Annotated in this window: 30 protein-coding genes, 2 pseudogenes and 1 riboswitch; of the genes and pseudogenes, 18 read left to right on the top strand and 14 right to left on the bottom strand. The window is 68.7% G+C overall.

The annotated features are described in order from the left end of the window. Positions 1-745: pseudogene (locus G7B71_RS13110) on the top strand (hypothetical protein); the annotation flags it as partial. Between the two features lie 107 nt (positions 746-852). After that, positions 853-1,389, top strand: a complete 537-nt coding sequence (locus G7B71_RS13115) for a peroxiredoxin (RefSeq protein WP_166041604.1) — start codon at positions 853-855, stop codon at positions 1,387-1,389. Positions 1,390-1,399: 10 nt separating this feature from the next. Here the strand turns inward: G7B71_RS13115 and G7B71_RS13120 are convergent, their stop codons facing one another. Further along, a complete protein-coding gene (locus G7B71_RS13120; RefSeq protein ID WP_166041606.1) occupies positions 1,400-2,299 on the bottom strand; it encodes a hypothetical protein in 900 nt (299 codons plus the stop codon). 244 nt (positions 2,300-2,543) lie between these two features. Here G7B71_RS13120 and G7B71_RS13125 point away from each other — a divergent pair, with 244 nt between their 5' ends. The 4 genes from G7B71_RS13125 to G7B71_RS13140 all read left to right on the top strand — a co-directional run bounded on the left by G7B71_RS13125 (position 2,544) and on the right by G7B71_RS13140 (position 4,780). After that, on the top strand, positions 2,544-3,005 hold the full coding sequence (locus tag G7B71_RS13125) for a pyridoxamine 5'-phosphate oxidase family protein (RefSeq protein ID WP_166041608.1): 462 nt from the start codon (positions 2,544-2,546) through the stop codon (positions 3,003-3,005). 77 nt (positions 3,006-3,082) lie between these two features. After that, positions 3,083-3,859 carry a transglutaminase family protein gene (locus G7B71_RS13130; protein ID WP_166041610.1) on the top strand — a complete coding sequence of 259 codons (777 nt, stop codon included), beginning with the start codon at positions 3,083-3,085 and terminating at the stop codon, positions 3,857-3,859. A 161-nt stretch (positions 3,860-4,020) separates the two neighbouring features. Next, complete coding sequence (locus G7B71_RS13135; protein ID WP_166041611.1) at positions 4,021-4,287, top strand: hypothetical protein; 267 nt, start codon at positions 4,021-4,023, stop codon at positions 4,285-4,287. 139 nt (positions 4,288-4,426) lie between these two features. Further along, the gene (locus G7B71_RS13140) at positions 4,427-4,780 is read left to right on the top strand and encodes a DUF2200 domain-containing protein (RefSeq protein WP_166041613.1); all 354 of its coding nucleotides are present in this window, start codon (positions 4,427-4,429) and stop codon (positions 4,778-4,780) included. Positions 4,781-4,816: 36 nt separating this feature from the next. Here G7B71_RS13140 and G7B71_RS13145 read toward each other — a convergent pair whose 3' ends face one another. From G7B71_RS13145 to G7B71_RS13155, 3 genes are all read right to left on the bottom strand, one after another. Then, complete coding sequence (locus tag G7B71_RS13145) at positions 4,817-5,698, bottom strand: hypothetical protein (RefSeq protein WP_166041614.1); 882 nt, start codon at positions 5,696-5,698, stop codon at positions 4,817-4,819. 443 nt (positions 5,699-6,141) lie between these two features. Beyond that, on the bottom strand, positions 6,142-6,582 hold the full coding sequence (locus G7B71_RS13150) for a hypothetical protein (protein WP_166041615.1): 441 nt from the start codon (positions 6,580-6,582) through the stop codon (positions 6,142-6,144). Positions 6,583-6,693: 111 nt separating this feature from the next. Then, the gene (locus G7B71_RS13155; RefSeq protein ID WP_166041616.1) at positions 6,694-7,551 is read right to left on the bottom strand and encodes a hypothetical protein; all 858 of its coding nucleotides are present in this window, start codon (positions 7,549-7,551) and stop codon (positions 6,694-6,696) included. Positions 7,552-7,689: 138 nt separating this feature from the next. Here G7B71_RS13155 and G7B71_RS13160 point away from each other — a divergent pair, with 138 nt between their 5' ends. Both G7B71_RS13160 and G7B71_RS13165 read left to right on the top strand, forming a co-directional pair. After that, positions 7,690-7,902, top strand: coding sequence for a hypothetical protein (locus tag G7B71_RS13160; protein ID WP_166041617.1), 213 nt, complete (start codon positions 7,690-7,692; stop codon positions 7,900-7,902). Between the two features lie 992 nt (positions 7,903-8,894). Then, complete coding sequence (locus tag G7B71_RS13165) at positions 8,895-9,224, top strand: alkylphosphonate utilization protein (RefSeq protein ID WP_166041618.1); 330 nt, start codon at positions 8,895-8,897, stop codon at positions 9,222-9,224. 40 nt (positions 9,225-9,264) lie between these two features. Here the strand turns inward: G7B71_RS13165 and thiC are convergent, their stop codons facing one another. The 4 genes from thiC to G7B71_RS13185 all read right to left on the bottom strand — a co-directional run bounded on the left by thiC (position 9,265) and on the right by G7B71_RS13185 (position 13,578). After that, on the bottom strand, positions 9,265-11,187 hold the full coding sequence (thiC, locus tag G7B71_RS13170; RefSeq protein ID WP_166041619.1) for a phosphomethylpyrimidine synthase ThiC: 1,923 nt from the start codon (positions 11,185-11,187) through the stop codon (positions 9,265-9,267). A 36-nt stretch (positions 11,188-11,223) separates the two neighbouring features. Then, positions 11,224-11,332, bottom strand: a riboswitch (TPP riboswitch). Positions 11,333-11,360: 28 nt separating this feature from the next. Further along, entirely contained in the window at positions 11,361-11,954 is a 594-nt protein-coding gene (locus G7B71_RS13175) for an SOS response-associated peptidase (RefSeq protein ID WP_166041621.1), read from the bottom strand. A 14-nt stretch (positions 11,955-11,968) separates the two neighbouring features. Then, a complete protein-coding gene (ung, locus tag G7B71_RS13180) occupies positions 11,969-12,658 on the bottom strand; it encodes a uracil-DNA glycosylase (RefSeq protein ID WP_166041653.1) in 690 nt (229 codons plus the stop codon). A gap of 14 nt (positions 12,659-12,672) precedes the next feature. Continuing rightward, the gene (locus G7B71_RS13185; RefSeq protein WP_166041623.1) at positions 12,673-13,578 is read right to left on the bottom strand and encodes an oxygenase MpaB family protein; all 906 of its coding nucleotides are present in this window, start codon (positions 13,576-13,578) and stop codon (positions 12,673-12,675) included. A gap of 106 nt (positions 13,579-13,684) precedes the next feature. Between G7B71_RS13185 and msrB the strand changes: the two genes are divergently transcribed. The 3 genes from msrB (at position 13,685) to G7B71_RS13200 (ending at position 15,496) form a co-directional block, all read left to right on the top strand. Further along, positions 13,685-14,173, top strand: coding sequence for a peptide-methionine (R)-S-oxide reductase MsrB (gene msrB, locus G7B71_RS13190; protein ID WP_166041625.1), 489 nt, complete (start codon positions 13,685-13,687; stop codon positions 14,171-14,173). A gap of 8 nt (positions 14,174-14,181) precedes the next feature. Beyond that, on the top strand, positions 14,182-14,868 hold the full coding sequence (gene msrA / locus G7B71_RS13195; protein ID WP_166041627.1) for a peptide-methionine (S)-S-oxide reductase MsrA: 687 nt from the start codon (positions 14,182-14,184) through the stop codon (positions 14,866-14,868). A 274-nt stretch (positions 14,869-15,142) separates the two neighbouring features. After that, positions 15,143-15,496 carry a hypothetical protein gene (locus tag G7B71_RS13200; protein ID WP_166041629.1) on the top strand — a complete coding sequence of 118 codons (354 nt, stop codon included), beginning with the start codon at positions 15,143-15,145 and terminating at the stop codon, positions 15,494-15,496. Between the two features lie 129 nt (positions 15,497-15,625). Here the strand turns inward: G7B71_RS13200 and G7B71_RS13205 are convergent, their stop codons facing one another. Then, on the bottom strand, positions 15,626-17,233 hold the full coding sequence (locus G7B71_RS13205) for a lysine--tRNA ligase (RefSeq protein ID WP_166041655.1): 1,608 nt from the start codon (positions 17,231-17,233) through the stop codon (positions 15,626-15,628). Positions 17,234-17,286: 53 nt separating this feature from the next. Between G7B71_RS13205 and ruvC the strand changes: the two genes are divergently transcribed. Further along, positions 17,287-17,778: a crossover junction endodeoxyribonuclease RuvC gene (ruvC, locus tag G7B71_RS13210; RefSeq protein ID WP_166041631.1), complete on the top strand. Its 492-nt coding sequence runs from the start codon at positions 17,287-17,289 to the stop codon at positions 17,776-17,778. After that, on the top strand, positions 17,775-18,374 hold the full coding sequence (ruvA, locus tag G7B71_RS13215) for a Holliday junction branch migration protein RuvA (RefSeq protein WP_166041633.1): 600 nt from the start codon (positions 17,775-17,777) through the stop codon (positions 18,372-18,374). Before ruvC ends, ruvA begins: the two co-directional genes overlap by 4 nt. Positions 18,375-18,471: 97 nt before the next feature. Here ruvA and G7B71_RS13220 read toward each other — a convergent pair whose 3' ends face one another. From G7B71_RS13220 to G7B71_RS13230, 3 genes are read right to left on the bottom strand one after another with little or no spacing between them, the layout of a single operon-like run. Further along, positions 18,472-19,419: a methyltransferase gene (locus G7B71_RS13220; RefSeq protein ID WP_166041635.1), complete on the bottom strand. Its 948-nt coding sequence runs from the start codon at positions 19,417-19,419 to the stop codon at positions 18,472-18,474. A gap of 2 nt (positions 19,420-19,421) precedes the next feature. Next, positions 19,422-20,363 (bottom strand): arginine deiminase family protein, encoded by a 942-nt coding sequence (locus G7B71_RS13225; RefSeq protein WP_166041637.1) that lies wholly within the window; start codon positions 20,361-20,363, stop codon positions 19,422-19,424. 6 nt (positions 20,364-20,369) lie between these two features. Further along, complete coding sequence (locus G7B71_RS13230) at positions 20,370-21,266, bottom strand: iron-containing redox enzyme family protein (protein WP_166041639.1); 897 nt, start codon at positions 21,264-21,266, stop codon at positions 20,370-20,372. Positions 21,267-21,387: 121 nt separating this feature from the next. Here G7B71_RS13230 and ruvB point away from each other — a divergent pair, with 121 nt between their 5' ends. Continuing rightward, on the top strand, positions 21,388-22,410 hold the full coding sequence (gene ruvB, locus G7B71_RS13235) for a Holliday junction branch migration DNA helicase RuvB (protein WP_166041641.1): 1,023 nt from the start codon (positions 21,388-21,390) through the stop codon (positions 22,408-22,410). Between the two features lie 74 nt (positions 22,411-22,484). Here ruvB and G7B71_RS13240 read toward each other — a convergent pair whose 3' ends face one another. Together G7B71_RS13240 and G7B71_RS13245 are read right to left on the bottom strand one after the other, a co-directional pair. Next, on the bottom strand, positions 22,485-22,694 hold the full coding sequence (locus tag G7B71_RS13240) for a helix-turn-helix domain-containing protein (protein ID WP_166041643.1): 210 nt from the start codon (positions 22,692-22,694) through the stop codon (positions 22,485-22,487). Continuing rightward, positions 22,684-23,145, bottom strand: coding sequence for a hypothetical protein (locus G7B71_RS13245; RefSeq protein WP_166041645.1), 462 nt, complete (start codon positions 23,143-23,145; stop codon positions 22,684-22,686). The genes G7B71_RS13240 and G7B71_RS13245 overlap by 11 nt, the downstream gene beginning before the upstream one ends. Before the next feature lie 141 nt (positions 23,146-23,286). Between G7B71_RS13245 and ybgC the strand changes: the two genes are divergently transcribed. From ybgC to G7B71_RS13265, 4 genes and pseudogenes are all read left to right on the top strand, one after another. Beyond that, positions 23,287-23,751, top strand: a complete 465-nt coding sequence (gene ybgC / locus G7B71_RS13250) for a tol-pal system-associated acyl-CoA thioesterase (RefSeq protein WP_166041647.1) — start codon at positions 23,287-23,289, stop codon at positions 23,749-23,751. Positions 23,752-23,789: 38 nt separating this feature from the next. Beyond that, entirely contained in the window at positions 23,790-24,449 is a 660-nt protein-coding gene (tolQ, locus tag G7B71_RS13255; RefSeq protein WP_243406244.1) for a protein TolQ, read from the top strand. Then, positions 24,450-24,893, top strand: coding sequence for a protein TolR (gene tolR, locus G7B71_RS13260; protein ID WP_166041651.1), 444 nt, complete (start codon positions 24,450-24,452; stop codon positions 24,891-24,893). It begins immediately after the preceding gene. Continuing rightward, positions 24,893-25,224 (top strand): annotated as a pseudogene (locus G7B71_RS13265) (hypothetical protein); the annotation flags it as partial. The gene tolR and the pseudogene G7B71_RS13265, both read left to right, overlap by 1 nt.

Consider the following 25,224-nt stretch of genomic DNA (forward strand, 5'->3'; position numbering starts at 1 on the left):
GGCCACCCGTGCGGCTCCGGCGGCCGAGGCCACCGCGCCGGTTCGCCGGGCCGCGGCGCCGGCCCGTAGGCCTGCCGCGAGTCCGGCAGTGACCGCGTCGCCGGCCGTGGCTGCGGAGGCACCGGCGGCTGAGCCGGCGCAGATCGCGGCTCCATTGGAAGCGGCCGTCCCGGCGCCGATCCCGGTCCAGCAGACGTCACCGGTGCAGGCCGAGGCTTCGGCGGCCGATGACGTGCTCCCGATCGCGGGCGCCGGTATCGGCGTGCTCGCCCTGGTCGGCGGCGCGGTCGCGCTGAACCGGCGCCGCAGGCGCGGCGACGAGGTCGTCTATGAGCCCGAGACGGTCGAGACCGATCATGTCGCGCCCGCCGCGATCGAGCCAGCTCCGGTGATGCCCCTGGCCGCTCGCACGGCTGCGCCGGCCGCGATCCCCGCGGGCCTCGACCTGTCGCGCTACGGGCGCCACACCCAGGCCGCCTATCGCGGTCCGACGCCCGACAATCCGTCGCTGTCGCTCAAGCGCCGGCTGAAGCGCGCGGCCTTCTTCGATCGCCGCGAGGGTATGGCGAGCGACGGTGCCACGGCGCAAGAGCCGCTGCCGATGAGCACCACCGCCGATGCGGTGACCACCAAGGTGGCCGAGCCGACGAGGCAGCCCGCCAATCCGGCCTTCGCGCCGCGGCGGACCGGCCGGACGCCTTCGCCGGGCCTGTTCGGTTTCCAGCAGCCGGCCTTCCAGGGCTGATCCTGACGCAGTGACAAGGGATGGAGAGGGCGTCGCCGGCTGGCGGCGCCCTTTTCCGTCCGCTCTTGCCGGTGATATAGGCTCCCCACGCCAGGGGAGACTTTGCCATGACGCGCCTGTTCCACGCGATGATCGCCGCGCTGCTGCTGGCGCTGGCGGGGCCGGCGACCGCGGCATTGCCGGTCGGCGCCCGGGCACCCGATTTCTGGACCGAAGGATCGGTCGGCGGGCGGCCCTTCCGCCTCCATCTCACCGAGCAGCTGCGCGAGGGCGCGCTCGTCCTCTATTTCTACCCGCGCGCCTTCACCGAAGGGTGCACGCTCGAGGCGCGCGCCTTTTCCGAGGCGATGGACGAGTTCCGGGCGCTGGGCGTCAATGTCGTCGGGGTGTCGGCGGACGATGCCGCGACGCTTCGCCGCTTCTCGGTCGAGGCATGCCGAAGCGCCTTCCCGGTGGCGACGGCGACGAGCGCGATGATCGACGCCTATGACGTCCGCCTGCGCGCGGGATCGCCGATGAGCAACCGCACCTCGTTCCTGATCGGCCGCGACGGCCGAATCCTCGCGGTCCACAGCGCTGGCGACTGGCAGGGCCATGTCCCGGCGATGCTCGCCGCGGCGCACGCTCGGACGCGCCGGCGCTGAGCGTCTCGGCTCAGTCCTCGCCTAGTTCCTGAGCCGCAGCAGAGTCGACGTCCCGCAGCACGCGCCGCGCGATGTCGGAGCGCTGGCCCGAGACATAGACGTTGGGCGCGACGCCATAGAGGCCGCGCAGAAAAGCGAGGTCCCAGTTGGTCATGGTGATCGGCACCGGGCTTCCCATCGGCGTGGTCAGAACGTTGAGGATGGTCGGCGGCGTCGACGCCGGAAGGCGCGCGGGATCGACCTTCGCGAGCAGCCGCATCGCGGCATAGTCGCCGAGCTGGATCGGGGTCAGGCCGTCAAGCGACTCGGTCTCGACGACGAGGATCGCCGCGTCGAAGGCGAGGCGCGAGGTCGCGCGGATTCGGCTCGCGGCGTCGAAGCTCTGGTTGCGATAGGCGTTGAGGTCGGAATCCCAATAGAGCGGGATGCCGTCGGAATCGACCATCCCTTCCAGCTGCCAGGCGACGGCCGGCCCGGGCGAGCGGGCGAGACGGCGGATCTGCAGCGCGGTCATCATCGCGAACGATTCGGGCCGGCGCCTGGCCAGGGTCTCGACGAAGGCGCGCTTGTCGCGGGTGACGACGACGAACAGATTGGGGGCGCAGTTCGCGCCGGCAACGGGCATGCCGACCTCGCCCCCGACGGCGCGGATGCGATCGGCCACGGCTATTCTCTGAGCCGGCACCAGGCCGACGACGAGCGGGCAGACCTCGTCGATGAAGCGCGGGATCGAGCCGGTCCGCGGCGCCGGGGTCAGCGCGGTGACGAACTCGCGCACCTGCTGCTCGCGCTCGCGGGCGCCGGTGACGACGATCTCGGACGAGGCGGGCGGCGGCTCATCCTGCGCGGCGGCGGGCGCCGACAGCATCAGGGCAATGGCAACCAATGTGGCGCGGGCCGTCAGGCGCATGGCACGTCCTCCCGAAATTTCCGCCGCAAATTAGCAGGTTGCGCGCGGCGTTGCCAGACCGATCGGTCGCGGCATAGGCCGGGCGAGAGCCGTTCGACGCCGCGGCGGCGCGGACAATGCCTTTGCCCTGATCGATGTCGGGATAGCGCACCCCGGGACGTCCCGGCATGGCTTCGGGGACGCCATGAACCTTTGCCGGCGCGGCCCGTTGGCGATCCGGACGGACCCAGACGGGAGACAGAAGATGGCCGACAAAAGCCTCGCCGAGCTTGCCGGGAAGATGAAGGACATCGACTTCGCGGTCCTGTCCACCCGCACCGAGAATGGCGCGATCGCGGCTCGGCCGATGAGCAACAACCGCGACGTGGAGTTTGACGGCGACGCCTATTTCTTCACCTGCGACGACAGCCGCACCGTCGCCGACATCGGCCGCTATCCGCAGGTCGGGCTCGCCTATCAGGCCAAGTCGGGGATGCTCGGGATGAGGCCCTTCTTCCTGACGGTCGAGGGCCGAGCCGCGCTGATCCGGGACAAGGGCCAGTTCGCCGCCCACTGGACCAAGGACCTCGAGGCGTGGTTCGAGCAGGGCATCGACACGCCGGGCCTCGTCCTCGTCAAGGTGACCGCCGAGCGGGTTCATTATTGGGACGGCTATGACGAGGGCGAGATCAAGGTCAGCGGCGGACGCGAGGTCGCCGAGGGCTGAGCCGGCACCGGCCACAACGTCGCAGGCCGGCTGATTGCGGCTCCGGCACGAAACGGGCGGCGCTGCGTTCGGGGTCCATGCGGCTCGCCATCCATTCCAGCATCGACTATCGGCTGCCCTGCGCGGTCGACATGCTTCTCCAGATCGAGGCGGCGCACCTGCCCGAGCAAGTGGTCGAGAGCGGCGAGCTGAAGCTCAGCGACTGCGCCCATTTCGCCCGGGTGGCGGCTCAGGACGGGATCGGCGAGCGCATCTGGCTGCGCAGCGAGGGGCGCTTCACCGCCGACTATCGAGCGGTTGTTCGGATCGAGCGGAGGCTGGCCGACATCGCCGCTCTGCCGGCGGTGCCGCCGCACCAGCTGCCCGGCGAGACCGTGCCCTATCTGCTCGACTCGCTCTATTGCCCGGCCAGCCGCTTCCAGGATTATGTCGACCAGGAATTCGGCGGGCTGGAGGGCGGCGCCCGGGTCGCGGCGCTGCGCGATTTCGTCCGCACGCGATTCCACTACCGCGCCGGCGTCAGCAGCGGCGAGACGACGGCGCTCGACACCTTCGTTCGGCGCGCCGGCGTATGCCGCGACTTCGCCCATGTCCTGATCACCCTGACCCGCGCGGCGGCGATCCCGGCGCGGTTCGCCAGCGTCTACGCGCTCGGGGTCGACCCGCCCGATTTCCACGCGGTGGCGGAGATATTCCTCGGCGGCGAATGGCATCTGGTCGACCCGACCGGAATGGCCAGGGAAGGCGAAATGGCCAAGATCGGAATCGGCCGCGACGCCGCCGACACCGCCTTCCTGTCGGCGTTCGGCGACTGCGAGATGGTCGAGCAGACGGTCGAGGTGCGGGCGGCCTGACGGCGCGGGTCCGTCCCGGTCACGGCCCGGTCCGTCGTGACGATGGTGGAACAAAGCGTACCGGTCCGGGTTTTGGGCGGGAGCGCTGAAATGTCACGCAGGGCTCGGGGCGCGCGCCGCAGCGGGCGCCCCGTTTTTCAACGGACAGGGGTTTTTTCGACATGAAGATCATCGTGAAGGCCGCGGGCCTGGCCTGCTTCGCCGCGCTCGCCGCGTGCAACCAGACCGCGACCGAGAACAAGGCCGACAATATCGAGGCGACCGCCGAGAACCAGGCCGACATGATCGAGGAGCAGGCGGACAACGCCACCAACGATGTGGTCGAGGACCGCATGGAGGACCAGGCCGACCAGGTCCGCCAGGACGGCGAGAACAAGGCCGAGGCGGTCCGCGAGGCCGGCGAGGACGCGGCCGAGAACAGCCACTAAGGCTCTCTCCACCACGAGCGATCGGGGGCGTCGGGCGACCGGCGCCCCTTTTTCGTTGCCGGCATCCGGGGCCCGGAGGTTGCCGCCAGCGGCGCTCTGCGCTTTGCTGCCAAGGCCGCCGACGGCGAGGAGGAAGGCAGTGGCCAAGCACCGCATCTACACGATGAGTGTTGCCAGCGTGTATCCGCACTATGTCGCCAAGGCGGAGAAGAAGGGGCGGACCAAGGCGGAGGTCGACGAGATCATCCGCTGGCTGACTGGTTATGCGCAGGAAGCGCTCGAGGCGCGGCTGAAAGCGGGCACCGATTTCGAGACCTTCTTCGCCGAGGCGCCCGGGCTCAACCCGGCGCGGGCCGCGATCACCGGCCCGATCTGCGGCGTCCGGATCGAGGCGATCGACGACCCGCTGATGCGCGAGGTGCGCTATCTCGACAAGCTGATCGACGAGCTGGCCAAGGGCCGGCCGATGGCGAAGATCCTGCGGGCGGGGTGAGGCGTTGCGTCGGCGGCGTAGGTCATCGCTTCCGTCTCAAAGCGGCGCGGCGCAGCCGCGGCGGCGCTCGCCCCCGACCAGAAGCTCAACGGCGATCGGGTAGCGTCGGTCGGACATGCCGTCCGAGCAGCCCGGCGCCGCGCGGGTGGTGAGCTCGAAGCGCAGGCCGCCGAGCGCGCCGGTCCAGGTGCCGCCGTTCGGGGCAGGCGCGTAGCGGGTCCACACGCGGGTGCCGGACTGGTCCTCGGGATGCGAATAGGTGACGCAGCGGCCCTCGATGCGCGCGCCCCAGAAGGGTTCCGTGCCGACGGCGCGCAGCGGCGCGACCCGGAGCCGCTCGCTGCCCTGCATCATGCACGCACCGGCACCGGCTGTCGTTTCCGGCGGAGCGGGTTCGGCGGCGCCATCGGTACAGGCGGCGACGAAGGATCGAGCCAGCCCGGCCGGCGGCGCGGGATGCGGCCCGCTGTTCTGCTGCCCGTAATTGACGGCGACGGGTCCGGCGATCAGCGCGGCGAGATTGGCCGGCACCGCTCCGGCCCCGGTCACTCCGCCCCGCTGGCGGTCGCCGCGCGTGTCGGCGACCAGGGTGGCGACCTCGCCGCCGCTGCCGACGGACAGCCGCTCCTCGCTGCCGACGGCGCGGAAGCCGGGGACGTTGACGAGCAGGCGGTTGCCGGCGGACGGGCAGAACAGGCGGATCGCGGCCCGGTCCGGCGCGGACAGGAGTACCAGCGCGGCGCCTTCGTCGCTGGACTGGAGGTCCCACCCGGCTTGCGAGGGCGGGCCGGGTCGAGCGGCGGGGGGCGGCGGCGCCACGGGGGTCGCGGCGTTGCCGGCCGGAGCGGCCTGGTCATCGGCCGCGCCGCCGCAGGCGGAGAGAAGCAGCGAGGCGGCAAGGACGGGCGATAGGCGCATGACGGTCTCCCAGCGGCGGGCGCGGCCCGGCACGAAAGGGCGCGCGCTCACCCTTGCTGAACTGCGCCAGGCCCGGGAGGTTGCCGAAACGGTCTCGAGCGAGCGAGGGCGCGCGCGGGGCCTCGAAAAGGGCTAGAGACGAGTCGACGGGCAGCGCGCCCGCGAAAGGAACTGCCATGGCCAAGGGTCAGATGAAATCGAACAAGGAAGTCCGCAAGCCCAAGAAGGAGAAGGCCAAGACCATCGCGGCGCAGCCGTCGCGCGGGGCGGTGAGCGACATCAAGAACCGCTGAGCGCCGGGGCGGCGGCGGGCCGGCGAGCCGCGCCAGATCCCAGAGGTGGCCGTAGAGCTCCTCGAACAGGGCGATCCGTTGTCGCCGGGATTCACATCGCCTCGTCATGGCCGCGGACGATCGGGTGCGCGGTGAGCGCTCGGCACGGCGCTAGAGCGGCGGGACCGGCTCGCCGGGGCGCCAGAACGGGAGGCTCAGTCCGCCGTAACGAGCGACGAAGGCCTGCGCCGCCGCCATCGTCGTTGGCCATGGGCCGATCGTGTAGCTCGCCCCGAGCACCTTGGTGGTGGGGATGCCCATCGCGGCCAGTTCGGGCAGCGGCAGCGGCGCCTGCACCTTGCAATAGGGAAGGCCGGCGCGGACCAGCAGGGCGACGACGTCCCACGCCTTGCGGTCGTGCTTGGGCGGCGCTCGGAAGTTGCTGCCGACCCAGTAGCTTTCGCCGCCGCAGCTCGGGCACGGGCGCACCTCGATCGGCCGCGGCGCGGCGCGGCGCATCGCCGGATGAGTCGGCAGCAGCGGCGCGCGCTTCATCACGGTGCGGCAGTCGAGGCAGGCGAACTTGGCGAGCTGCGGGGCGGTGTTGACCATGTCCGGGCTTCACTTGCGGCGGAAGAGGCCGAAGCATCGGGCGCGACCGAGGAATGTCAACATGATCGGGTCATCGCTCATCGCCTCTCGCTGGAAGGTCACACCAGGGTCTCACCTATAGCGCTTGCGCGACTTCTCGGCGCGGCTGGCGGGATCGAGGTAGCGGCACATGTCGTTCCATTCCTCGCGGCTCAGCTCGCCTTCCTTGCGCTGGCACTTCTCCCAGGCCGCCTTGCCGCGGGCGTCCTGGGCCGCGCGCGCCTCGGCCGCGATGCGGGCGGCGGTCTTCGGCGGGCGCTGCTCCGAGTGGAAGTGGGGCAGCTTGCCGTCGGCGGCGTCGGCGACATCCAGCTCGTGCGCCAGCGCCTCGGGCTCGTGCAGCTGCTCGGGCGGGGCGGGCAGCTGCGGCTCCATGGCGCGCAGGCACGCCTCGACCCCGGCCTCGCGCGGCTCGGCGGGCCCGACAGGGGCGGCGGGCGCGGCCGCGGCGTAGCGCTCGGGCTTGAGGTGGCGGAGGAGGAACATCAGGAGGCGGTCGTTATAGACGCGCTTCGTCGTCACCACCTCGCCCCACTCGTCATAGACATTGTGCTCGACGCCCTCGAGCGCGCGTTCGAAGGCGATGTCCTCAATGACGCCGCCGGCATGGTGGCGCGCGGCGTCCCAGGCGCGGGCGAAGGCGGCGCCGTGAGGCGAGCGGCGCAGGCGATTGGCGCCCTCGCGCGACATGCCGACGGCTTTCGCGGCGGCGGAGACGAGGCCGGTGTCGGCGAGCACCTCGATGAAGCGGCGCTGCTTCTCTTCGGTCCAGCCGTCATAGCGGGGGCGGCGGCGGACCGGCACCCAGCGATATTCGGCGGGGTCGTAGCCGGCGGGCGGCGGAGCGCCCTGTTCGGTGGGGTCGGCGGCGGCAAGCTCCTGGCTCGCGGGGGCGCGGGGCTCGGGGACGGGGTGGGATGAGTCGCTCATCCACGAGTGTAGATCAGACGAAATCCTATTTTGGAAGCAAATAGGATTTCACGGTGGGGCGGGAGAGGGATTGGCGCATCTAGTGCACTCTAGAGACAATCCCTGTATCGTGGCTCGGTAGTGTTGGTCGGGGGCCCGATGTCTTTACTCGATATCCTGATCTATGTGGCGGCATTCACCTTCGTGGTCGGATGGCTCGTGGTCATCGTTGACGCCGTGAGTGGCTTCAGAGTTATCGAGCGCATCCCCGCCGCAATCACTGGTGGCTTCGGCGCGATTCATAACGGAGCCTTCATCGCGATTGCTGTCATCCTTTCAGCGGGCCTGATCTGGCATCTCACTACCGGATAGTGGGCAGACTGAAGCGTCGTAGTCTCAGCACTAGACAAGGCTGACGCCCTCGATACTATTCGGAACGAGATGAGCGGGACAGGTAGCGTTCAAAGGGTCTGGGGCCAGACCTCAATTCCTGTAATTATCCGTCGCACAAAGCTAGGTCAGAAGCATCGGTTGAGGCTTCCCTACAGTCCCAACAATCGCGATTTGGCTTCAGAACGGCAGGCGAGATCGACCGACTTGGCTTTCCCACGAAAAATATTGGGAAATCCCAAAAGCGTGGTTTAACGACTTCGTGAATCGCAGTCTCGAGAAGTACGGTGAGGTCTGGATCATCCAGCCCTTCCGGGAGCAAGAAGTCTGCGCTCCAGCTTGCATGAATGCCCGAGGTCACGATTGCCAATGCTCCTGCATGGGTATGAACCACGGATTGGGAGACGACGGCTCTTGGTTTGAGGTAAACGAAGCGTTTGCGACACGCTGGGGAGAGGAAGAGTGGGCCTGCAGGCTGCTTAGTAAGATACGACAGCGGGATGGGGGGATTTGATGGCAGACGATCCAAAGAAGAGGCTGAAATATTCTATTCACCTATCGAGCCCCAGTATCGTCAACCTTCCAGACTTTCTGACTGACAAGGCGCTAGCGTCAGCTACGGAGATATCCCACCGTTAAAGATAAGTTTATCGATGAGATCGAGGCGAGAACAGACAAGGCAACAGCAGACGCTCTCAGATCCTCATTTCCTGATGAATGGACCGTCGAGTACAGATTCGGCGATTTTCCTAACGTAAAAGGGGACTACACGATTCCATTTTTTTCACGTGTCGCCTTTGACGAAACGAAAAGAGAGATCGAAGCCTGGGGTTATAATGCGGTCAAAATCTCCTTCGTTCGTTTGTCCAAACCCACGGCAAAGCCTTAGGGTCGATGCGCCTAGCTGCGGTCATGCAGCCTCAGTGCTAGTGCCGCTCCCGTCCTGCTGCACGCTCTTACACAGGAGACCCGAAATGACCGGCGGCGACGAGGATTATCAATTCGACGAGGAGAGCGGGGAGTGGATGCCGGCGGCTGAGCTGGCGTCGAAGCGGGCGGGGCTTCGACAGGCTCAGGATGAAGTGGGGGCGGTCGTGGTGCGCGACTCGGTGGGCAATGTGCTGGCCGACGGCGACCAGGTGACCCTGATCAAGGACCTCGAGGTCAAGGGCGCGGGGCGGACTCTGAAGCAGGGGACGCTGATCAAGTCGATCCGGCTGACCGGCGACGCCCAGGAGATCGACTGCAAGTTCGAAGGCATCAAGGGGCTGGTGCTGCGCGCGGAGTTCGTGCGCAAAAGGTAGGCGCCCTCCCCGGGGCGGTGCCGGCGGGGAGGGCCCTGGCTCAGTCGTGCTCGCGGCCGTTGGCGCCGAGATAGATCTCGCTGCCGAGCTCGCGGAATTTCTCGCTCATCTGGGCCATGCCGGCTTCCGCCTCCTCGACGACGAGGGGGCTCTCCGCTCCGGCAAGGGCCGGAGCGGCCCCTCCACCAGCCTTCGGCTGGTCCCCCTCCCCTGCAAAGGCAGGGGAGGATTGGCGGGCGGCGAAGTCGCGGACTTCCTGGGTGATCTTCATGCTGCAGAATTTGGGGCCGCACATCGAGCAGAAGTGGGCGGTCTTGGCGCCTTCGGCGGGGAGGGTCTGGTCGTGATATTGCTCGGCGGTGTCGGGGTCGAGCGAGAGGTTGAACTGGTCGCGCCAGCGGAACTCGAACCTTGCGCGCGAGAGGGCGTCGTCGCGCATCTTCGCGGCCGGATGGCCCTTGGCGAGGTCGGCGGCGTGGGCGGCGAGCTTGTAGGTGACGACGCCGACCTTGACGTCGTCGCGGTCGGGGAGGCCGAGATGCTCCTTCGGCGTCACATAGCAGAGCATCGCCGTGCCGAACCAGCCGATCATCGCGGCGCCGATCGCGCTGGTGATGTGGTCGTAGCCCGGAGCGATGTCGGTGGTGAGCGGCCCAAGCGTGTAGAAGGGCGCCTCGCCGCACGCCTCGAGCTGCTTGTCCATGTTCGCCTTGATCTTGTGCATCGGTACGTGGCCGGGGCCCTCGATCATCACCTGGACGTCGTGGCGCCAGGCGATCTGAGTGAGCTCGCCGAGGGTGGCGAGCTCGGCGAACTGGGCCTCGTCATTGGCGTCGGCGATGCTGCCGGGGCGCAGGCCGTCGCCGAGGCTGAAGGCGATGTCATACGCCTTCATGATCTCGCAAATCTCCTCGAAGCGGGTGTAGAGGAAGCTCTCCTGGTGGTGGGCGAGGCACCATTTCGCCATGATCGAGCCGCCGCGGCTGACGATTCCGGTGACCCGCTTCGCGGTCATCGGGATGTAGGGCAGGCGGACGCCGGCGTGGATGGTGAAATAGTCGACGCCCTGCTCGGCCTGCTCGATGAGGGTGTCGCGGTAGATTTCCCAGGTGAGGTCCTCGGCGATGCCGCCGACTTTTTCCAGTGCCTGGTAGATCGGTACGGTGCCGATCGGGACGGGCGAGTTGCGCAGGATCCATTCGCGGGTGTCGTGGATGTTGCGGCCGGTGGAGAGGTCCATGACCGTGTCGGCGCCCCAGCGGATCGCCCAGACCATCTTGTCGACCTCCGAGGCGACGTCCGAGGCGACGGCGGAGTTGCCGATATTGGCGTTGATCTTGACCAGGAAGTTGCGGCCGATCGCCATCGGCTCGGATTCCGGGTGGTTGATGTTGTTGGGGATGATGGCGCGGCCGCGGGCGACCTCGTCGCGGACGAATTCGGGCGTGACGTAATCGGGGATGGCGGCGCCGAAATCCTGGCCGTCCCGGATGTGCTCGCGGAGGGCTTCGCGGCCGAGATTCTCGCGCACGGCGACATACTCCATCTCGGGCGTGATGATGCCGCGGCGGGCGTAGTGCATCTGCGAGACGTTGGCGCCGGGCTTGGCGCGGAGGACCGTGCGGCGGACGTTGGGGAAGGGCTGGACCCCGCCGGAGCGGTCGGGGCCGAGCTGGCCGTTATCCTCGGGGCGGACCTCGCGCTGGGTCACCTCCTCGACGTCGCCGCGGCCGCGGATCCAGTCGCGGCGAAGCTCGGGGAGGCCGGCCATGATGTCGATGGTCGCGGCCGGATCGGTATAGGGGCCGGAGCAGTCGTAGACTCGCAAGGGGGGCTCGCCGGAGGTCGGCTCGAGGTCGATCTCGCGCATCGCGACGCGGTGCTCGCCCACGTAGATCTTGCGGGAGCCGCGGATGGGCCCGGTGGTCACTTTCAGTTCGGTGCGCGCGGGAATGTCGGCCATGTCTCGTTTCCTCTCCAGTGGAGGGAGACGGTCTTCGGGAAAGGCCGCTTCCCTCCCTACGCCGGTGTCAGCCGGATCAGGTTCAGCGGGTCGAAGGCTGCTGCCTCCCTCTCAACCGCGCGTCAGCGGTCCCCCGGGGATGGGAGTCGTCTAGGCCTGCGGGAGCGGCGCGTCTAGCTGATCTGCTCGACCGCGAGGGTGCCGGCGGGGAGCGGCCTGATCAGCTCGCGGGCCGGGACGGAGGCATCGAGCCAGGCGCCCCAGTCGCCGCGGTCGAGGACCGCGACCTGGCGGCCATGATAGGGCGCGACGTCGGGGCCGGGCTCGGTGGTGAGCATGGTGAAGGCCTCGCCGACATCGCCGCTCGTCCGCCAGAGGCCGGCGATGCAGAAGAAGGGCGCGCCGGGGCGGGTGAACAGCCATTTGTGCTTGCGCCTGGCCTTGGGGTCGGCGGGAGCGGTGAACTCGTAGAAGCCGTCGACCGGGATCAGGCAGCGGCCGCCGGTGGTGCTGTTGGCGAACTCGCGGCCTTCGGAGCGGTAATTGTAGACGGGCTTCTTGTTCGGCCCGGGCCAGCTCCAGCGGCGCATGACCAACTCGGTCCCTTCCGCGCCGGATCGGACGATGGCGGTGGGATCGGTGATCCGGATGCTGTCGAGCGGCGCGAGGTTGGGCAGGCCCTCGGGGAAGCGGAGCGGGATGCGCAGCTCGCTGAACTCGTCGTGGATCTGGCCGAGGGCGACCGCGCGGCGCACTTCGTTGCACATGGCTCCGCCCTAGGTCAGCATTCGGGCAGGCGCCAGTCGATCTCGCCGCGGCCATGCGCCTCCAGGAAGGTGTTGGCGCGCGAGAAATGGCTGCAGCCGAGGAAGCCCCTGTAGGCGGACAGCGGCGAGGGGTGGGGGGCCTTGAGGACGAGGTGATGGCCGCCCGCGTCGATGCTCTTCACGAACGCCCCCTTCTTCTGGGCGGGGGCGCCCCACAGCATGAAGACGACGGGCTCGGCCTTGGCGGCGACGGCGCGGACGATGGAGTCCGTGAAGCGCTCCCAGCCCTGGCCCTTGTGCGAGGCGGCGCGGCCCTGCTCGACGGTGAGGACGTCGTTGAGGAGGAGGACGCCCTGCCTGGCCCAATATTCGAGGTGGCCGTGGCGCGCGGGCGGGATGCCGAGGTCGGCGTCCAGCTCCTTGTAGATGTTGGCGAGGCTGGGCGGGGTGCGGATTCCGGGCTGGACCGAGAAGCACAGGCCGTGGGCCTGGCCCTCGCCATGATAGGGGTCCTGGCCGAGGATGACGACGCGGACCTCGTCCAATGGGGTGAGGTCGAGGGCGCGCAGCCAGTTGTCGGCGTCCGGGAAGATGCGCTTGCCGGAGCGGTGCTCGGCGTCGAGCCAGGCGCGGAGGGCGGCCATGTAAGGACTGTCGAGCTCGTCCTCGAGCGCCTCGCGCCAGCTCGGGTGAAGGGGATCCATGGCCGGGCGATAGGTCAATCGCGGCGCTGCAGCCAGTCGTCGGGAAGGCCGAGACGGCGGCAGGCGGCGACCGAGGGCCAGTTGCGGATGAGGATGGCGCCGGCGGTGCGCGCCGCCGCCTGGACGAGCGGGCGCTCGAGCGGGCGAAGGCCGCGGTCGGCGATGCGCAGCTGGGCGGCGATCCCGGGCGGAAGGATGTCGACGGCGGCGCGGATGAGGACGTGCTGCAAGGGGCGCGCGGCGGCGGGAAGGGCCGGGACCCGGCGCATGATGGCGAGAAATTCGAGCAGGGTCTCGGACGGCTCCAGGCGCGGGGTCATGCGGGCGAGCAGGGCATCCCAGCCGCCGACGCTGCCGGGCGCTCCGGTGGCGCCGTAGAGGCCCGCGGTGACCCGGCCTTCGGCGAAGACCCGGTCCTTGTCGGCCGGGCTCAGCGGGCGGTCGTAGCGGCTGTATGCCTCCATGAAGCCGTAGAGGGCGGTGGCACCGACCCAGTCGAGCAAATCGGGGTCCGACGCGCTATAGGCCTCGCCGGCGGGCGTGGTGCCGGTGACGTCGCCATGGGCGCGCGTGACTCCGGCGATCATCGCGCGGGCCTGGCTCTCGGGGGCGTAGACGGTGACGAGGGCGGCAAGGCCGGTGCGCTGCAGGCGCGCCAAGGGGTTGGCGCGGAAGTCGCTGTGGTCCCATACTCCGTGGCGGATGCGCGGCTCGGCGAGCTCGAGCAGAACCGCGGCGATGCCGCCGACGAACAAAGTCACCGGGTTGTCGAACACCCGCCAGGAGACGGAATCGGGCGCGAGCAGCGCCGGCTCGCCCGGCGGGGCGGCGAAATCGGTGCGCGGAACGCCCGGCGCGGCGAGAAGCTGGCCGGCCAGCGCCTCGATCTGGTTCTGGAGGATGCCCGGAAGCCGCGCCATCGCGCCTAGCTAACGCGGCCGGCGCGCGATGGCTTGGGATTTCGTCAGGAGGCCGGGCGGCGCCCGCTCAGTGCAGGTTCAGGCGATTTCGTGTTATGGCCTGCGCATGAGCCGGATCGATCGACGAACCCTGCTCGGCGGCTGCGGCGCCTTCGCAGTCGCCATGCTGATCGGCTGCGGCGGCGAGAGCTCGGCGCAGCAACGCGTTTTTCCGTTCCGGCTGAGCGACGCGCAGTGGCGGCAGCGCTTGAGCCCCGCCGCCTATCGAGTCCTGCGCGGGCACGGCACAGAGCGCGCCGGGAGCAGCCCGCTCGACCGCGAGCATCGCCGCGGCACCTTCCACTGCGCGGGCTGCGGCCATCGCCTGTTCTCGTCCGAGACCAAGTTCGACAGCGGCACCGGCTGGCCGAGCTTCTGGCGGCCGCTTCCGGGCGGCGTAGGCACGTCGACCGACAGCACGCTCGGAATGCGCCGGACCGAGGTCCATTGCGCCAATTGCGGCGGCCATCTCGGCCATGTCTTCGAGGACGGGCCGCGGCCGACCGGGCTTCGCTATTGCATGAACGGCGTCGCGATGACCTTCCGGGCGGCATGAGCAGGACGATGCAGCGCGTCGTCCTTTCCGCCACCATGGCAACTGCTTTGGCCGTCGCCGGCCTCTACGCGATGGGGGTGCAGAATTCGCTGCCGGCCCATGCTGCGGTCACCATTCCGGCGCCGGCGAGCGACGTCGCGGCGCGCGGGACCAGCGCAACGGCGGTGCTGGCTGGCGGGTGCTTCTGGGGCGTCGAGGGCGTGTTCGAGCATGTCGCGGGGGTGCGCAGCGTCACCGCGGGTTATGCCGGCGGTCGCGCGGGCGACGCGAATTACCAGACCGTCGGCGGCGGCCGGAGCGGTCATGCCGAGGCGGTGCGAATCGTCTACGATCCGCGCGCGGTGAGTTACGGGCAGCTTCTGCACATCTTCTTCTCGGTCGCTCACGACCCGACGCAGGTGAACCGGCAGGGGCCGGACCACGGACCGCAATATCGCTCCGCCATCTTCCCGCAGGATGCCGAGCAGCGCCGGGTGGCGCAGGCCTATATCGCCCAGCTCGGGCGGTCAGGGCGGTTCGGGCGGGCGATCGCGACGCGGGTCGAGAGCGGCGGCTTCTGGCCCGCCGAGGACTATCACCAGAATTATATGCGGCGGAATCCGCGCAGCCCCTACATCATGGCGCATGACGCGCCGAAGCTCAGGGACCTGCGCGCGACCTTCCCCCGCCTGCTCGCGCCGCGGCCGGCGGCCTAAGCCTTTTCTGTCATTCCCGCGAAAGCGGGAGCCACAAACGAGCGAAGCTCATTCAGCCTCCTTTGCGAAGGCGCGAAGGCAGCTGGATCCCCGCTTTCGCGGGGATGACAGGGGCGGGCGGGTGAACGGTGGCTGACGACCTGTCCCGGGGCGAAATAGTCCGCGACAATTCGCGACCAATTCCCCCGCCAGCCGACATTCGATTGCGACGCGCGGGCTCCAGTTAGGGAGCGTCGCCAACAAAGGCGGCGCGTTTCAAGTGAAGGAGTTTTCCATGCGCAAGATCGTCATCTCCGCTGTGATCGCCGGTGCGGCGGTCGTCGCAACCCCGGCCGCCGCCCAGAATTGGGGCTATCAGGGCCATGGCTATGGCCATAACGGCGCCGCGATCGGCCAGCAGATCAACCAGCTGCACAACCAGATCGCCCAGGCCCAGCGCCGCGGCGCCATCTCGCCGCGCGAGGCCAACGGCCTGCGCCGCCAGGCGACCCAGGTGCAGCGCAACTTCCGCCAGTTCAGCCGCAACGGCATCGACCGGCGTGAATTCTCGCTGCTCCAGCGGCAGGTCCAGCAGGTCCGCCAGTCGCTCCGCCTCGAGCGTCGCGACGCCGACCGCCGCCGCGGCTAACCACCGCCCAAGCTAGTCCCCTTCGCCCCGCCCCTTGGGCGGAGGGGACGCCAAGTCCCGCCGCGCGTATCAACTATCCCCCGCGCGGCGGGACAATCCGAGAGCGGCTCCACGCGCGTGGGGCCGCTCTTAGTTTTTGGAGGTCAGCGCCTCGGCGATCAGCTTGCGGCTGTTTTCGATGCCATAAAGGGCGAAGAAGCTGCCCATGCGTGGGCCCTGCTCACTGCCGAGCAAGGTCTCGTAGAGGACCTTGAACCAGTCGCGCAGTCGCTCCTTGCCGTAGTGAGCCTTGCCGACTTCGTAGACGTGGTTCTGGAGGACGACCGCGGGATCCTCGTCCCCCCAATCCGGCTCGCCCTCGAAGCCGGCGAGAATTTCATCCAGCTGCCGTAGCAGACCGGCTTCCTCCTCGCTCGGCGGGCGCCGGCGCAGTGATGGCGCAACGAAGCGGACTCCGTATTCGACCGCGTAGCCGACGAGCTGGTCGAGCGCAGGGCTGTTCTCGGGGCTCAGCTCCGGATTGTAGCGCTGGAGGAAATTCCAGATCGTCTTCGCATCGCCCACGCCGGGCAGGCTCGCGATGTTCAGGAGCAGGGCGAAGCTGATCGGGAGCTTCACCTCCGGCACCTTTCCGGAATGCACGTGATGCACGGGATTGCCGGTGCGCTTGTCCCATTCCTGTGCCGGATAGGCCGCGAGGAATTGGTAGTACTCGTCGACCGCCTTGGGGATGATGCCGAACGAGAGCTGCTTGGCCTTCCTGGGCTCGCGGTAGAGGTAGAAAGCGAGGCTCTCCTCGGGCGCGTAGGTCAGCCATTCGTCGATGGTGACCCCGTTGCCCCTTGTCTTGGAGATCTTCTCGCCATTCTCGTCGAGGAACAGCTCGTAGTTGAAGCCCTCGGGCGGGCGGGCGCCGAGGACCCGGACGATCTTGGAGCTTTGCGTCACGCTGTCGATCAGGTCCTTGCCGGACATCTCGTAATCGACTCCCAGCGCGTACCAGCGCATCGCCCAGTCGACCTTCCACTGAAGCTTGGCGCCGCCGCCGAGGATCGACTGCTCGACGCTCTCGCCGGTCTCGGGCTCGACGTAGCGGATGAGGCCGGCCTCAGCGTCGATCACCTCGACGGAGACCTGGAGGACTTTGCCATTGACCTGGCTGATTGGGAGGACCGGCGAGTAGGTCTGGCGCCGCTCCTCGCGGAGGGTCGGCAGCATGACGCCCATGATGTCGTCATATTTGCGCAGGACCTGACGAAGCGCCTCGTCGAAATGGCCTTTATTGTAGCAGTCGGACGAGGCCTTGAACTCGTAGTCGAAGCCGAAGCGGTCGAGGAATTGCCGGAGCAGGTTGTTGTTGTGGTCGGCATAGCTCTTGTGGCCGCAGCCATAGGGGTCGGGCACGCGGCTCAGCGGCTGGTCGAGATGCGCGTGCATCATGTCCTGGTGCGGAACGCCGGGCGGCACCTTGCGCATGCCGTCCATGTCGTCGCTGAACGCGATCAGGCGGGTCGGCCAGTCGACCATCTCGGTGAGAGCGCGGCGGACCATCAGGGTGCGCGCGACCTCCTGGAAGGTGCCGAGGTGCGGCAGGCCGGAGGGGCCGTAGCCGGTCTCGAAGACGATGCCTTTGTCGCCCGGGCCGTCGGGATAGCGCTTCAGCAGCTTGCGTGCTTCCTCATAGGGCCACGCCTTGGAGACCTTCGCGGCCTCGCGGAGTTGTTCGGGGATCGGCATGGGCGCCATGTCGCCGCTTCGCGGCCCGCAATCAAGCTGCTAGACCCCGGCAAATGATCATCCTTGGCCTCGATCCCGGCCTGGGCTGCACTGGCTGGGGCGTGATCCGGGCCGAGGGCAACCGGCTGTCCCACATCGCCAACGGGCAGGTGCGCACCGACGCGCGCGCGCCGTTGGCCGAGCGGCTGGCGAAATTGCACGAGGCGCTCGGCGAGGTCGTGGCGGAGTATCGGCCCGGCGGAGCGGCCGTCGAGGAGGTGTTCGTCAACGACAATCCGCAGTCGACGCTGAAGCTCGGCCAGGCGCGCGGCGTGGTTCTGCTCGCGGCGGCGCAGGCGAAGGTCGAGGTCGGCGAATATGCGCCGCGGCTGGTCAAGAAGGCGCTGGTCGGAACCGGGGCGGCGGACAAGAACCAGGTTCACGCGATGGTGCAGCGGCTGCTTCCGGGGGCGCAGATCGCCGGGGCGGACGCGTCGGACGCGCTCGCGGTGGCGATCACCCATGCCCACCACCTGGCCAGCGCTCGGCGCGGGGTGGCGGCATGATCGCCAAGCTGCGCGGGCGGCTCGACAGTTTCTCGGCGGACCATGCGGTGATCGACGTCAACGGGGTCGGCTATCTGGTGTTCGCGTCGAGCCGCACCCTGGCCAGCCTCGGCGCGGTCGGCGAGGAGGTCGTGCTCCATACCGAGATGCTGGTCGCGCAGGACATGATCCGGCTGGTCGGCTTTTCGAGCGCGGCGGAGCGGGACTGGTTCGGGCTTTTGACCAGCGTTCAGGGCGTCGGCAGCCGCGTGGCGCTCGCCATCCTGTCGGCGCTGTCGGCGGACGAGCTGCACAGCGCGATCGCGGCCGGCGACCACCGCATGATCGCGCGGGCCAACGGCGTCGGCCCCAAGCTCGCCCAGCGCATCGCCAACGAATTGAAGGACAAGGCGGGCGGCGTCGCGCTAGGCCTTGGTGGCGGGGGCGTGGCGCCCGCGCGCGGCGGCTTCGCGGCGGACGCGGTGTCGGCGCTGCTCAATCTCGGCTTCCGGCCGGCGGAAGCGTCGGAGGCGGTGGCCAAGGCCGAGGCCGAGATCGGGCCGGAGGCGACCCTCGACGCGCTGGTGCGTAGCGCGCTCAAGAAGGTGGCCAAGTAACTTCTGTCATTCCCGCGAAAGCGGGAATCCAGCTGCCTTTCCTCCGAGACTAGAAGAAGAAGCTGGATCCCCGCTTTCGCGGGGATGACGGGGAGGGTTAGGTGGCTTTCTCCACCACCGCGCCGATCGCGGCGATGCGGTCGACGTCGGCGTAGGCGGGTTTCTCGAGTTCCTCGCCGAAGATGTCGGGGTCGAGCTCGCGCCACTCGAGGGTGCAGTTGAGGGCGGGCAGTTCGCGCTCCAGGGTCTCGCGGAGCTCGTCGCGGCCGTCGACGATGGCGCTTCCGGTGTAGAGGAGGATTCGGCCGCCGGGGGCGAGCTTGCGGGCAGCCGCCAGAGTCCAGTCGCGCGACAGCTCGGCGCCGTGCATGGCGCCGCCGCGGCGATAGGCGGGGGCGTCTTCCTCGAAAATGAAGGGCGGGTTGGAGATGGCGAGGTCGAAGCCCGGCTCGATGGCTTCGACGCCGTCGCTCTCGATCGTGGTCACCTCGACACCGGCGAAGGCGGCGTTGACTCGGGCGTGGCTGAGCGCGGCCGTGTTGATGTCGGCGAGTTCGACCTGCGTGTCCGGCATGACGCCCGCGGCGATGATGCCGCCGACGCCGGCGCCCGTGCCGATATCGACGAGGCGCGAGACGCCGCCGCGCCGGCCGAGCTCATCGACGATGAAGTCGGCGAAACGGGTGCTGTCCGGTCCGAGGAAGACGCTTTCGTCGCTCTCGGTGGGGAAGGCGGAGTGAATGAAAAGGCGGCCGCGGATGCGCGAGACGCGGATCTTGGCCTTCCAGCCGGCGGCCGTTTCCTGGAGCAGTCGGCCTTCGCGGAGCAGGGCGAACAGCTCGGGGCCGACCACCTCCTCCGCGAACGGCAGGCTCCAGCCGAACACGCCGCGCAGATTCCTGGCCTCGCGCATCGTCTCGCGGGCGAGGACCCGGCGGTGGCTCTCCGGGGTGATGGTGACGAAGTCGTAGCCACGCGCCTCGAGCGCCTGGAGCAGGCGGAGGTGCGCGGCTTCGTCTTCGGACAGGGCTCCCGGCCCGGCCATCCTCAGCCGGCGGCGCGGCGCAGCGGCATCGTCAGGCAGTGGACGCCGCCGCCGCACATGGTGAACTCGCTCAAATCGAGGGCGATCGAGCGGTAGCCGCGCGACGCCAGCTCGACGTCGATGCGCGAGCAGGTGCCCGACGTCACGACCCGCTTGTCGCCGAGCGAGAGGAGGTTGCAGCCGAGCTTGCGCGCTTCCTTGTAGGCGAGCGGCAGGAGCTCGATGCCGATATCCTCGACCCGCTCCATGAAGCGCTCGTCGAGCACGTCGGTGCAGGCGATGGCGAGGTCGCGGTCGACCATGCAGAAGACTGTGTCGAGGTGGAGGAAGTGCGGGTCGAGGTGATAGCGGATCACCTCCCAGCCCTTGCTCTTGTAAATCGCGGCGAGATGCTCGGCACCCATCGCGTTGGTGCGCTCGCCGGAAATGCCGATGGCGAGGACGCCCGAACGGATCATCGCGACGTCGCCGCCTTCGACCCGGCCCTGCTCGATGCGGCCGAGGATCGGCACGCCGGCCGCCTTGGCTGCAGCCATCACCGCGTCGACTTCGCCGCGGCGGTGGCTCGCGCCGGGCGACAGGCCGAGCAGACCCCAGGGGGTCATCAGGCTGGTGTCGCGGGTGAAGGCGAGATCGGGGAGGCCGGCGTGGGCGGGGACGAGGCGCACGTCGACGCCTTCCGCCTTCAACGCGGCGACGAGGCCGGAATGCTGGCGGGTCGCTCGCGCCTGGCAGGGCTGGAGGCCCTCGCGGTGATTCTCGTTGCTGACCGAGTTGCACGGGACCAGCGAGAGGTGGCTCGGGTCGGCGAGGAGCACCTGCTCGAGCCGGCCATATTCGCTGTCGACAGGACCGCCGAACCGCGCCGTGGGGCGCGGCGCGGGCCGGGGCGAGAGGTTTGCAGCCAGGCCGGTGGTGGGAGTCTGGACGGATTCAAGGAACATGGGCGCTTATCCCCACATCACTTGACGATAGCGTTCGAAGCAGCGCGCGCCGGCCTGAAGCCGGATCAGCGCGCCCTCGGCGATCGCGGTGGCACAATTCGGCTCCTCGGCGACGAGCGGGCGAAGGACCTTCTCGTTCCAGTCCTCGCTGTGGCGAACGTCCAGAACCGCGTGCAGCTCGAAATAGCGGCGCGCCTTGCCGTCGAACCCCAGCCGCTTGAGGCCGTCGGCGACGGCGCGGCTGCGGCCGGGCGCGGTCAGCTCGATCGCTCCAAGCGCCCCGATCGAGTGGAAGGCGTAGCGGCGGTTGGCCGCCATCGCGGTCATCGCGTTGGCGAGCGCCAGGCTCTCCCACACGGTGTCCGCGATCTCCGCCTTGAGGCCGAGCTCCCGGATCAGCGCGTCGAGCATCGGGCCGTGCATGCCCTTGGGATTGCCGCGGCCCATCTCGTCCCAATAATTGTTGGCGAGCTCCATCTTGGCGTCGGGCGGAACCTTGACCTGGGTCATTGCGGTAAGGTCGTCGAAGCCGGCCTCGCCGGCGGCTTCCTGGCCGAGATAATATTTGAACTCGTCGACGCTCGCCTCGCGTGCGAGCCACGGGAAGAGCGGATCGCCCTGGCCGGGGCCGGTGACCTGGAGGTCCTCGAACCAGGCGAGGAAGCCGTCGACGTCGGTGGGCGCCTGCGCGGCGCGCGCCGCGATCTCGCCGCGAAGCTCCTCCAGGAACGCGCCCTCGAGCCGCTGCATGCGATGGTCCTCGTCCATCTGCGACTGCCAGTTGTCGGAGGGGAATCCGGGCGCGAGACGCCGCCGGTTCCAAGCCGCCAGTCGCTGTTGAAAGCCGTCGTTGAGGAATTGCGAGGAGCGTTCCTGCTCCTCCCAACGGAAGATGCTCGCCATGTAAATACCTGAGTTTAGCTCTTGTTCAGGAAACGGGCGGTCTCAGGGATTCGTTCCCGTAACGGTGATTGATACGGATCAAGGGGTTAGACAGAGGCGGGCGCTGCGCTATGCGAGGGCGGTGACCGACGAGCGCCTGACCACTCCCAACCGCCGGCCCGAGGACGTGGACGCGGCGCTTCGGCCCAAGAGCCTGGACGAGTTTGTCGGGCAGCAGGCGGCGCGCGAGAACCTGCGCGTGTTCATCGATGCGGCGCGGCGGCGCGGCGATGCGCTCGACCATGTCCTGTTCTTCGGGCCGCCGGGGCTCGGCAAGACGACCCTGGCGCAGATCATCGCGCGCGAGCTCGGAGTCGGCTTCCGCGCCACGTCGGGGCCGGTGATCGCCAAGTCGGGCGACCTCGCCGCCTTGCTCACCAATCTCGAGGATGGCGACGTCCTGTTCATCGACGAGATCCACCGGCTGTCGCCCGCGGTCGAGGAAATCCTCTATCCGGCGATGGAGGACCGGGTCCTCGACCTGATGATCGGCGAGGGGCCGTCGGCGCGCTCGGTCCGGATCGACCTGCCCAAATTCACCCTGGTCGGGGCGACGACGCGGCAGGGGCTAATCACGACGCCTCTGCGGGACCGGTTCGGAATTCCGGTGCGGCTCAGTTTCTACACGACGCCCGAGCTGGAGAAGGTGGTGCGGCGGGCAGCAGGGCTGCTCGGCCTCGCGATCACCGAGGACGGCGCGCGCGAGGTGGCGCGGCGCTCGCGGGGGACTCCGCGCATCGCCGGGCGGCTGCTGAGGCGAGTGCGCGATTTCGCCGAGAGCGCGGGGGCGGCGGCGGTGGACGCCAAGGTCGCCGACGCGTCGCTGACCCGGATGGAGGTCGACGCGCTCGGCCTCGACGCGATGGACCGGCGCTATTTGACGATGATCGCCGACATCTATCGCGGCGGCCCGGTCGGCGTGGAGACCCTGGCGGCGGGGCTGAGCGAGCCGAGGGACACGATCGAGGAGGTGATCGAGCCCTATCTCATCCAATTGGGCCTCATCGCCCGCACGGCGCGCGGACGCTGCCTCAACGGACCGGGGTGGAAGCATCTCGGGCTGCCGCAGCCGAGCAACGACCAGACGGGGTTGTTCGAGAGCTGATCTCCACTCGTCATTCATCGACATTCGTGCGGTGCAGGGAGACCTGATCCGGCTCATTCGGACGCAGAGCGCGGCTAGCTCTCGACCGAGAAGATGTCCTCGACGCGGCAATCGAGCGCGCGGGCGAGCTTCAGCGCAAGCAGGGTCGATGGGACGAACACGCCGTTCTCGACCGTGTTGACGGTCTTGCGGCTGACTCCGACCTGCTCGGCGAGCGCAGCCTGGGTATAGCCGCGCTCGCCGCGAAGTTCGTTGAGGCGGTTGGCGAGGCGCTCAGTCGCCAAGGTGGGCACGCCTTTCAAGGAGGCCGAAGCGCACCAACGCGGTGGCGACGCCGATAGTGACCAGCAGGTGGATCGCGTCGCGCGCACTCACCGGCTCGAACGCGAGCAGCCCGTAGATCGCGAAGGCGCTGATCATGGTGGTGACGAAGCCGAGCTTGAGCGCTTCGGCGCGATTGGCGCGCGTGACCTCGTCGTCGAGCAGGGCGCGGACATTGCGCGACTTGAACCAGAAGCCGCCGGTGGTGAGCGCGAGCAGGAGGACAATCGACAGGATCAGCCAAGCGCCGACCTTGACGTGGTCGACCGTGCGCACGGCTGTGGCCGGGCCTTCATAGCGGTCGGCGAGATAAGAGGCTTGCTGCGTCAGGAAGATGATCGCCAGCAACGGCAGCGTCCTCGCACGGCGCCGGCTCAGCTCGTCGGCAACCTCGATATCCGATCTTTGGCCCATTGCACTCCCCACTCCATGTAACCTGTAGGTGACATGTAACCTTGAGGTGACATTGCGTCAACGCAAAAATACTTCGCCCTATCCTTTGGTTAAGGGTTTGCGCTTGCCCCCGTGATTCCGCTGCCTCTAGAGCCGGAGCCGGTGAGCGGGACCGAAATCGACAAACCCTATCGCGGCGCGTTCGACGGCCGCACCCATCGCTTTGCGCTGCGCGTCTATTTCGAGGACACCGACGCGGCGGGCATCGTCTATTACGCCAATTACCTGCGCTTCATGGAGCGGGCGCGGTCCGACATGCTTCGAGCGATCGGAGTCGACCAGCGCGCCACGCTCGACGCCGGCGAGGGCGTCTATGTGGTCGCCGAGGCGAACATCAAATATCGCGCCCCGGCCAGGCTCGACGACGAGATCGTCGTGGTCAGCAGCCTGGATAAGGTGGGCGCGGCCACCGCAACCATTCATCAGCGAGTCATGCGCGGGCAGGAATTGCTTGCCGATGCGACAATTGTCGCGGCGTTCATGTCCCCGGACGGACGCCCGAAGCGGCAGCCCAAGGCATGGCTCGAGCTGTTCAAGCCATTAGCCGCGAAGGAAGGAAAAGAGTGAGCCTAGCCGAAACGACCGGAGCCGCCGCAGTCGCCAGCATGTCGCCGGTTGCCCTGTTCCTGCAGGCCGACATCGTCGTGAAGGCCGTGATGATCGGCCTTTTGCTCGCCAGCATCTGGACCTGGGCGATCATCGTCGCCCAGTGGGTGAAGATGCGCCGCGTCGCGCGCGAGAACGAGCGGTTCGAGCGCGATTTCTGGAAGAGCGACGACATCGACCGCTTCTACGAGGCGCGCGGCAAGGAGGATTTCCCGTCCGCGAAAGTGCTGTCGGCGGGAATCGCCGAGTGGCGCCGCTCGACGAGCGGCCGCAGCGTCGACCGCGAAGGCACGCGCTCGCGGCTGGCGGTGGCGCTCAACGCCGCGGTCGCGGCCGAGGTCGACAGCGCGTCGGACCGGCTCAACATCCTCGCCACGGTCGGATCGGTGGCGCCGTTCGTCGGCCTGTTCGGGACCGTGTGGGGAATCATGCGCAGCTTCACCGACATCGCGGCGGAGCAGAGCACCAATCTCGCGGTGGTCGCGCCCGGCATCGCCGAGGCTTTGTTCGCGACCGCGATCGGCCTGTTCGCGGCGATCCCCGCGGTGATCGCCTACAACCGCATGACCCACGGCATCAACAAAATGGAGGCGCGCCTCGCACGCTTCGCCGACGGCTTCCACGGGACCCTGTCCCGCGAGCTGGAGCTGGAGGCCTAAATGGGCATGTCGACCGGTCCCGTGTCGGGCCGCGGCAGGCGGCGGGCGCCGATGGCGGAGATTAACGTGACTCCGTTCGTCGACGTCATGCTGGTGTTGCTGATCATCTTCATGGTGACCGCGCCGCTGCTGACCAGCGGCGTCGAGGTGAACCTGCCCGAGAGCAAGGCCGAGGCGCTAAGCCAGGAGCAGGACCCGGTCAGCATCTCGATCGACCCCGCCGGCGCGATCTTCGTCAATGACGATTCCGTGGACGGCGCTTCGCTCGGCGCGAGACTTCAGCAGATCGCCGCCGGGTCGACCGAGGCGGGCGGGCCGCGCATCTATCTGCGCGCCGACCAGGGTCTCGACTATGGCCGGGTGATGACGGTGATGGGCGAGCTTCATGCCGCGGGCCTGCGCCGCGTTGCGCTGGTCAGCACGGCGGCTCAGGAACGGCGCTGATGGAGCGGACCGAGGCATCCGGCTTCGGCGTCGCGCTGGTCGGCCACATCGCGCTGATCGTCGCGTTGAAGTTCCTGCTCGACACATCGGGCGCGCTGACCCCGCCGCCGGCGATGGAAGTGTCGTTCGCCGAGGATATCGGGCTGGTGTCGACGGCGCCGGAAACGGAGGCGTCCGCGCCCGCGCTTGGGGACGAGCCGGGGCCGGCCGAGGAGGCGGCGGGCGGCGAGACCTCGGTGCCGGAGCCCGAGCCGATCGCCGAGCCGGAGCCGGCGCGCACGCCGAGCCCGTCGACCCCGCGCGACCGGCCCGAGGAGCCCCGCCGCACGGC

This window comes from Sphingosinicella sp. YJ22, assembly GCF_011320075.1.
Classification (GTDB): Bacteria; Pseudomonadota; Alphaproteobacteria; order Sphingomonadales; family Sphingomonadaceae; genus Allosphingosinicella.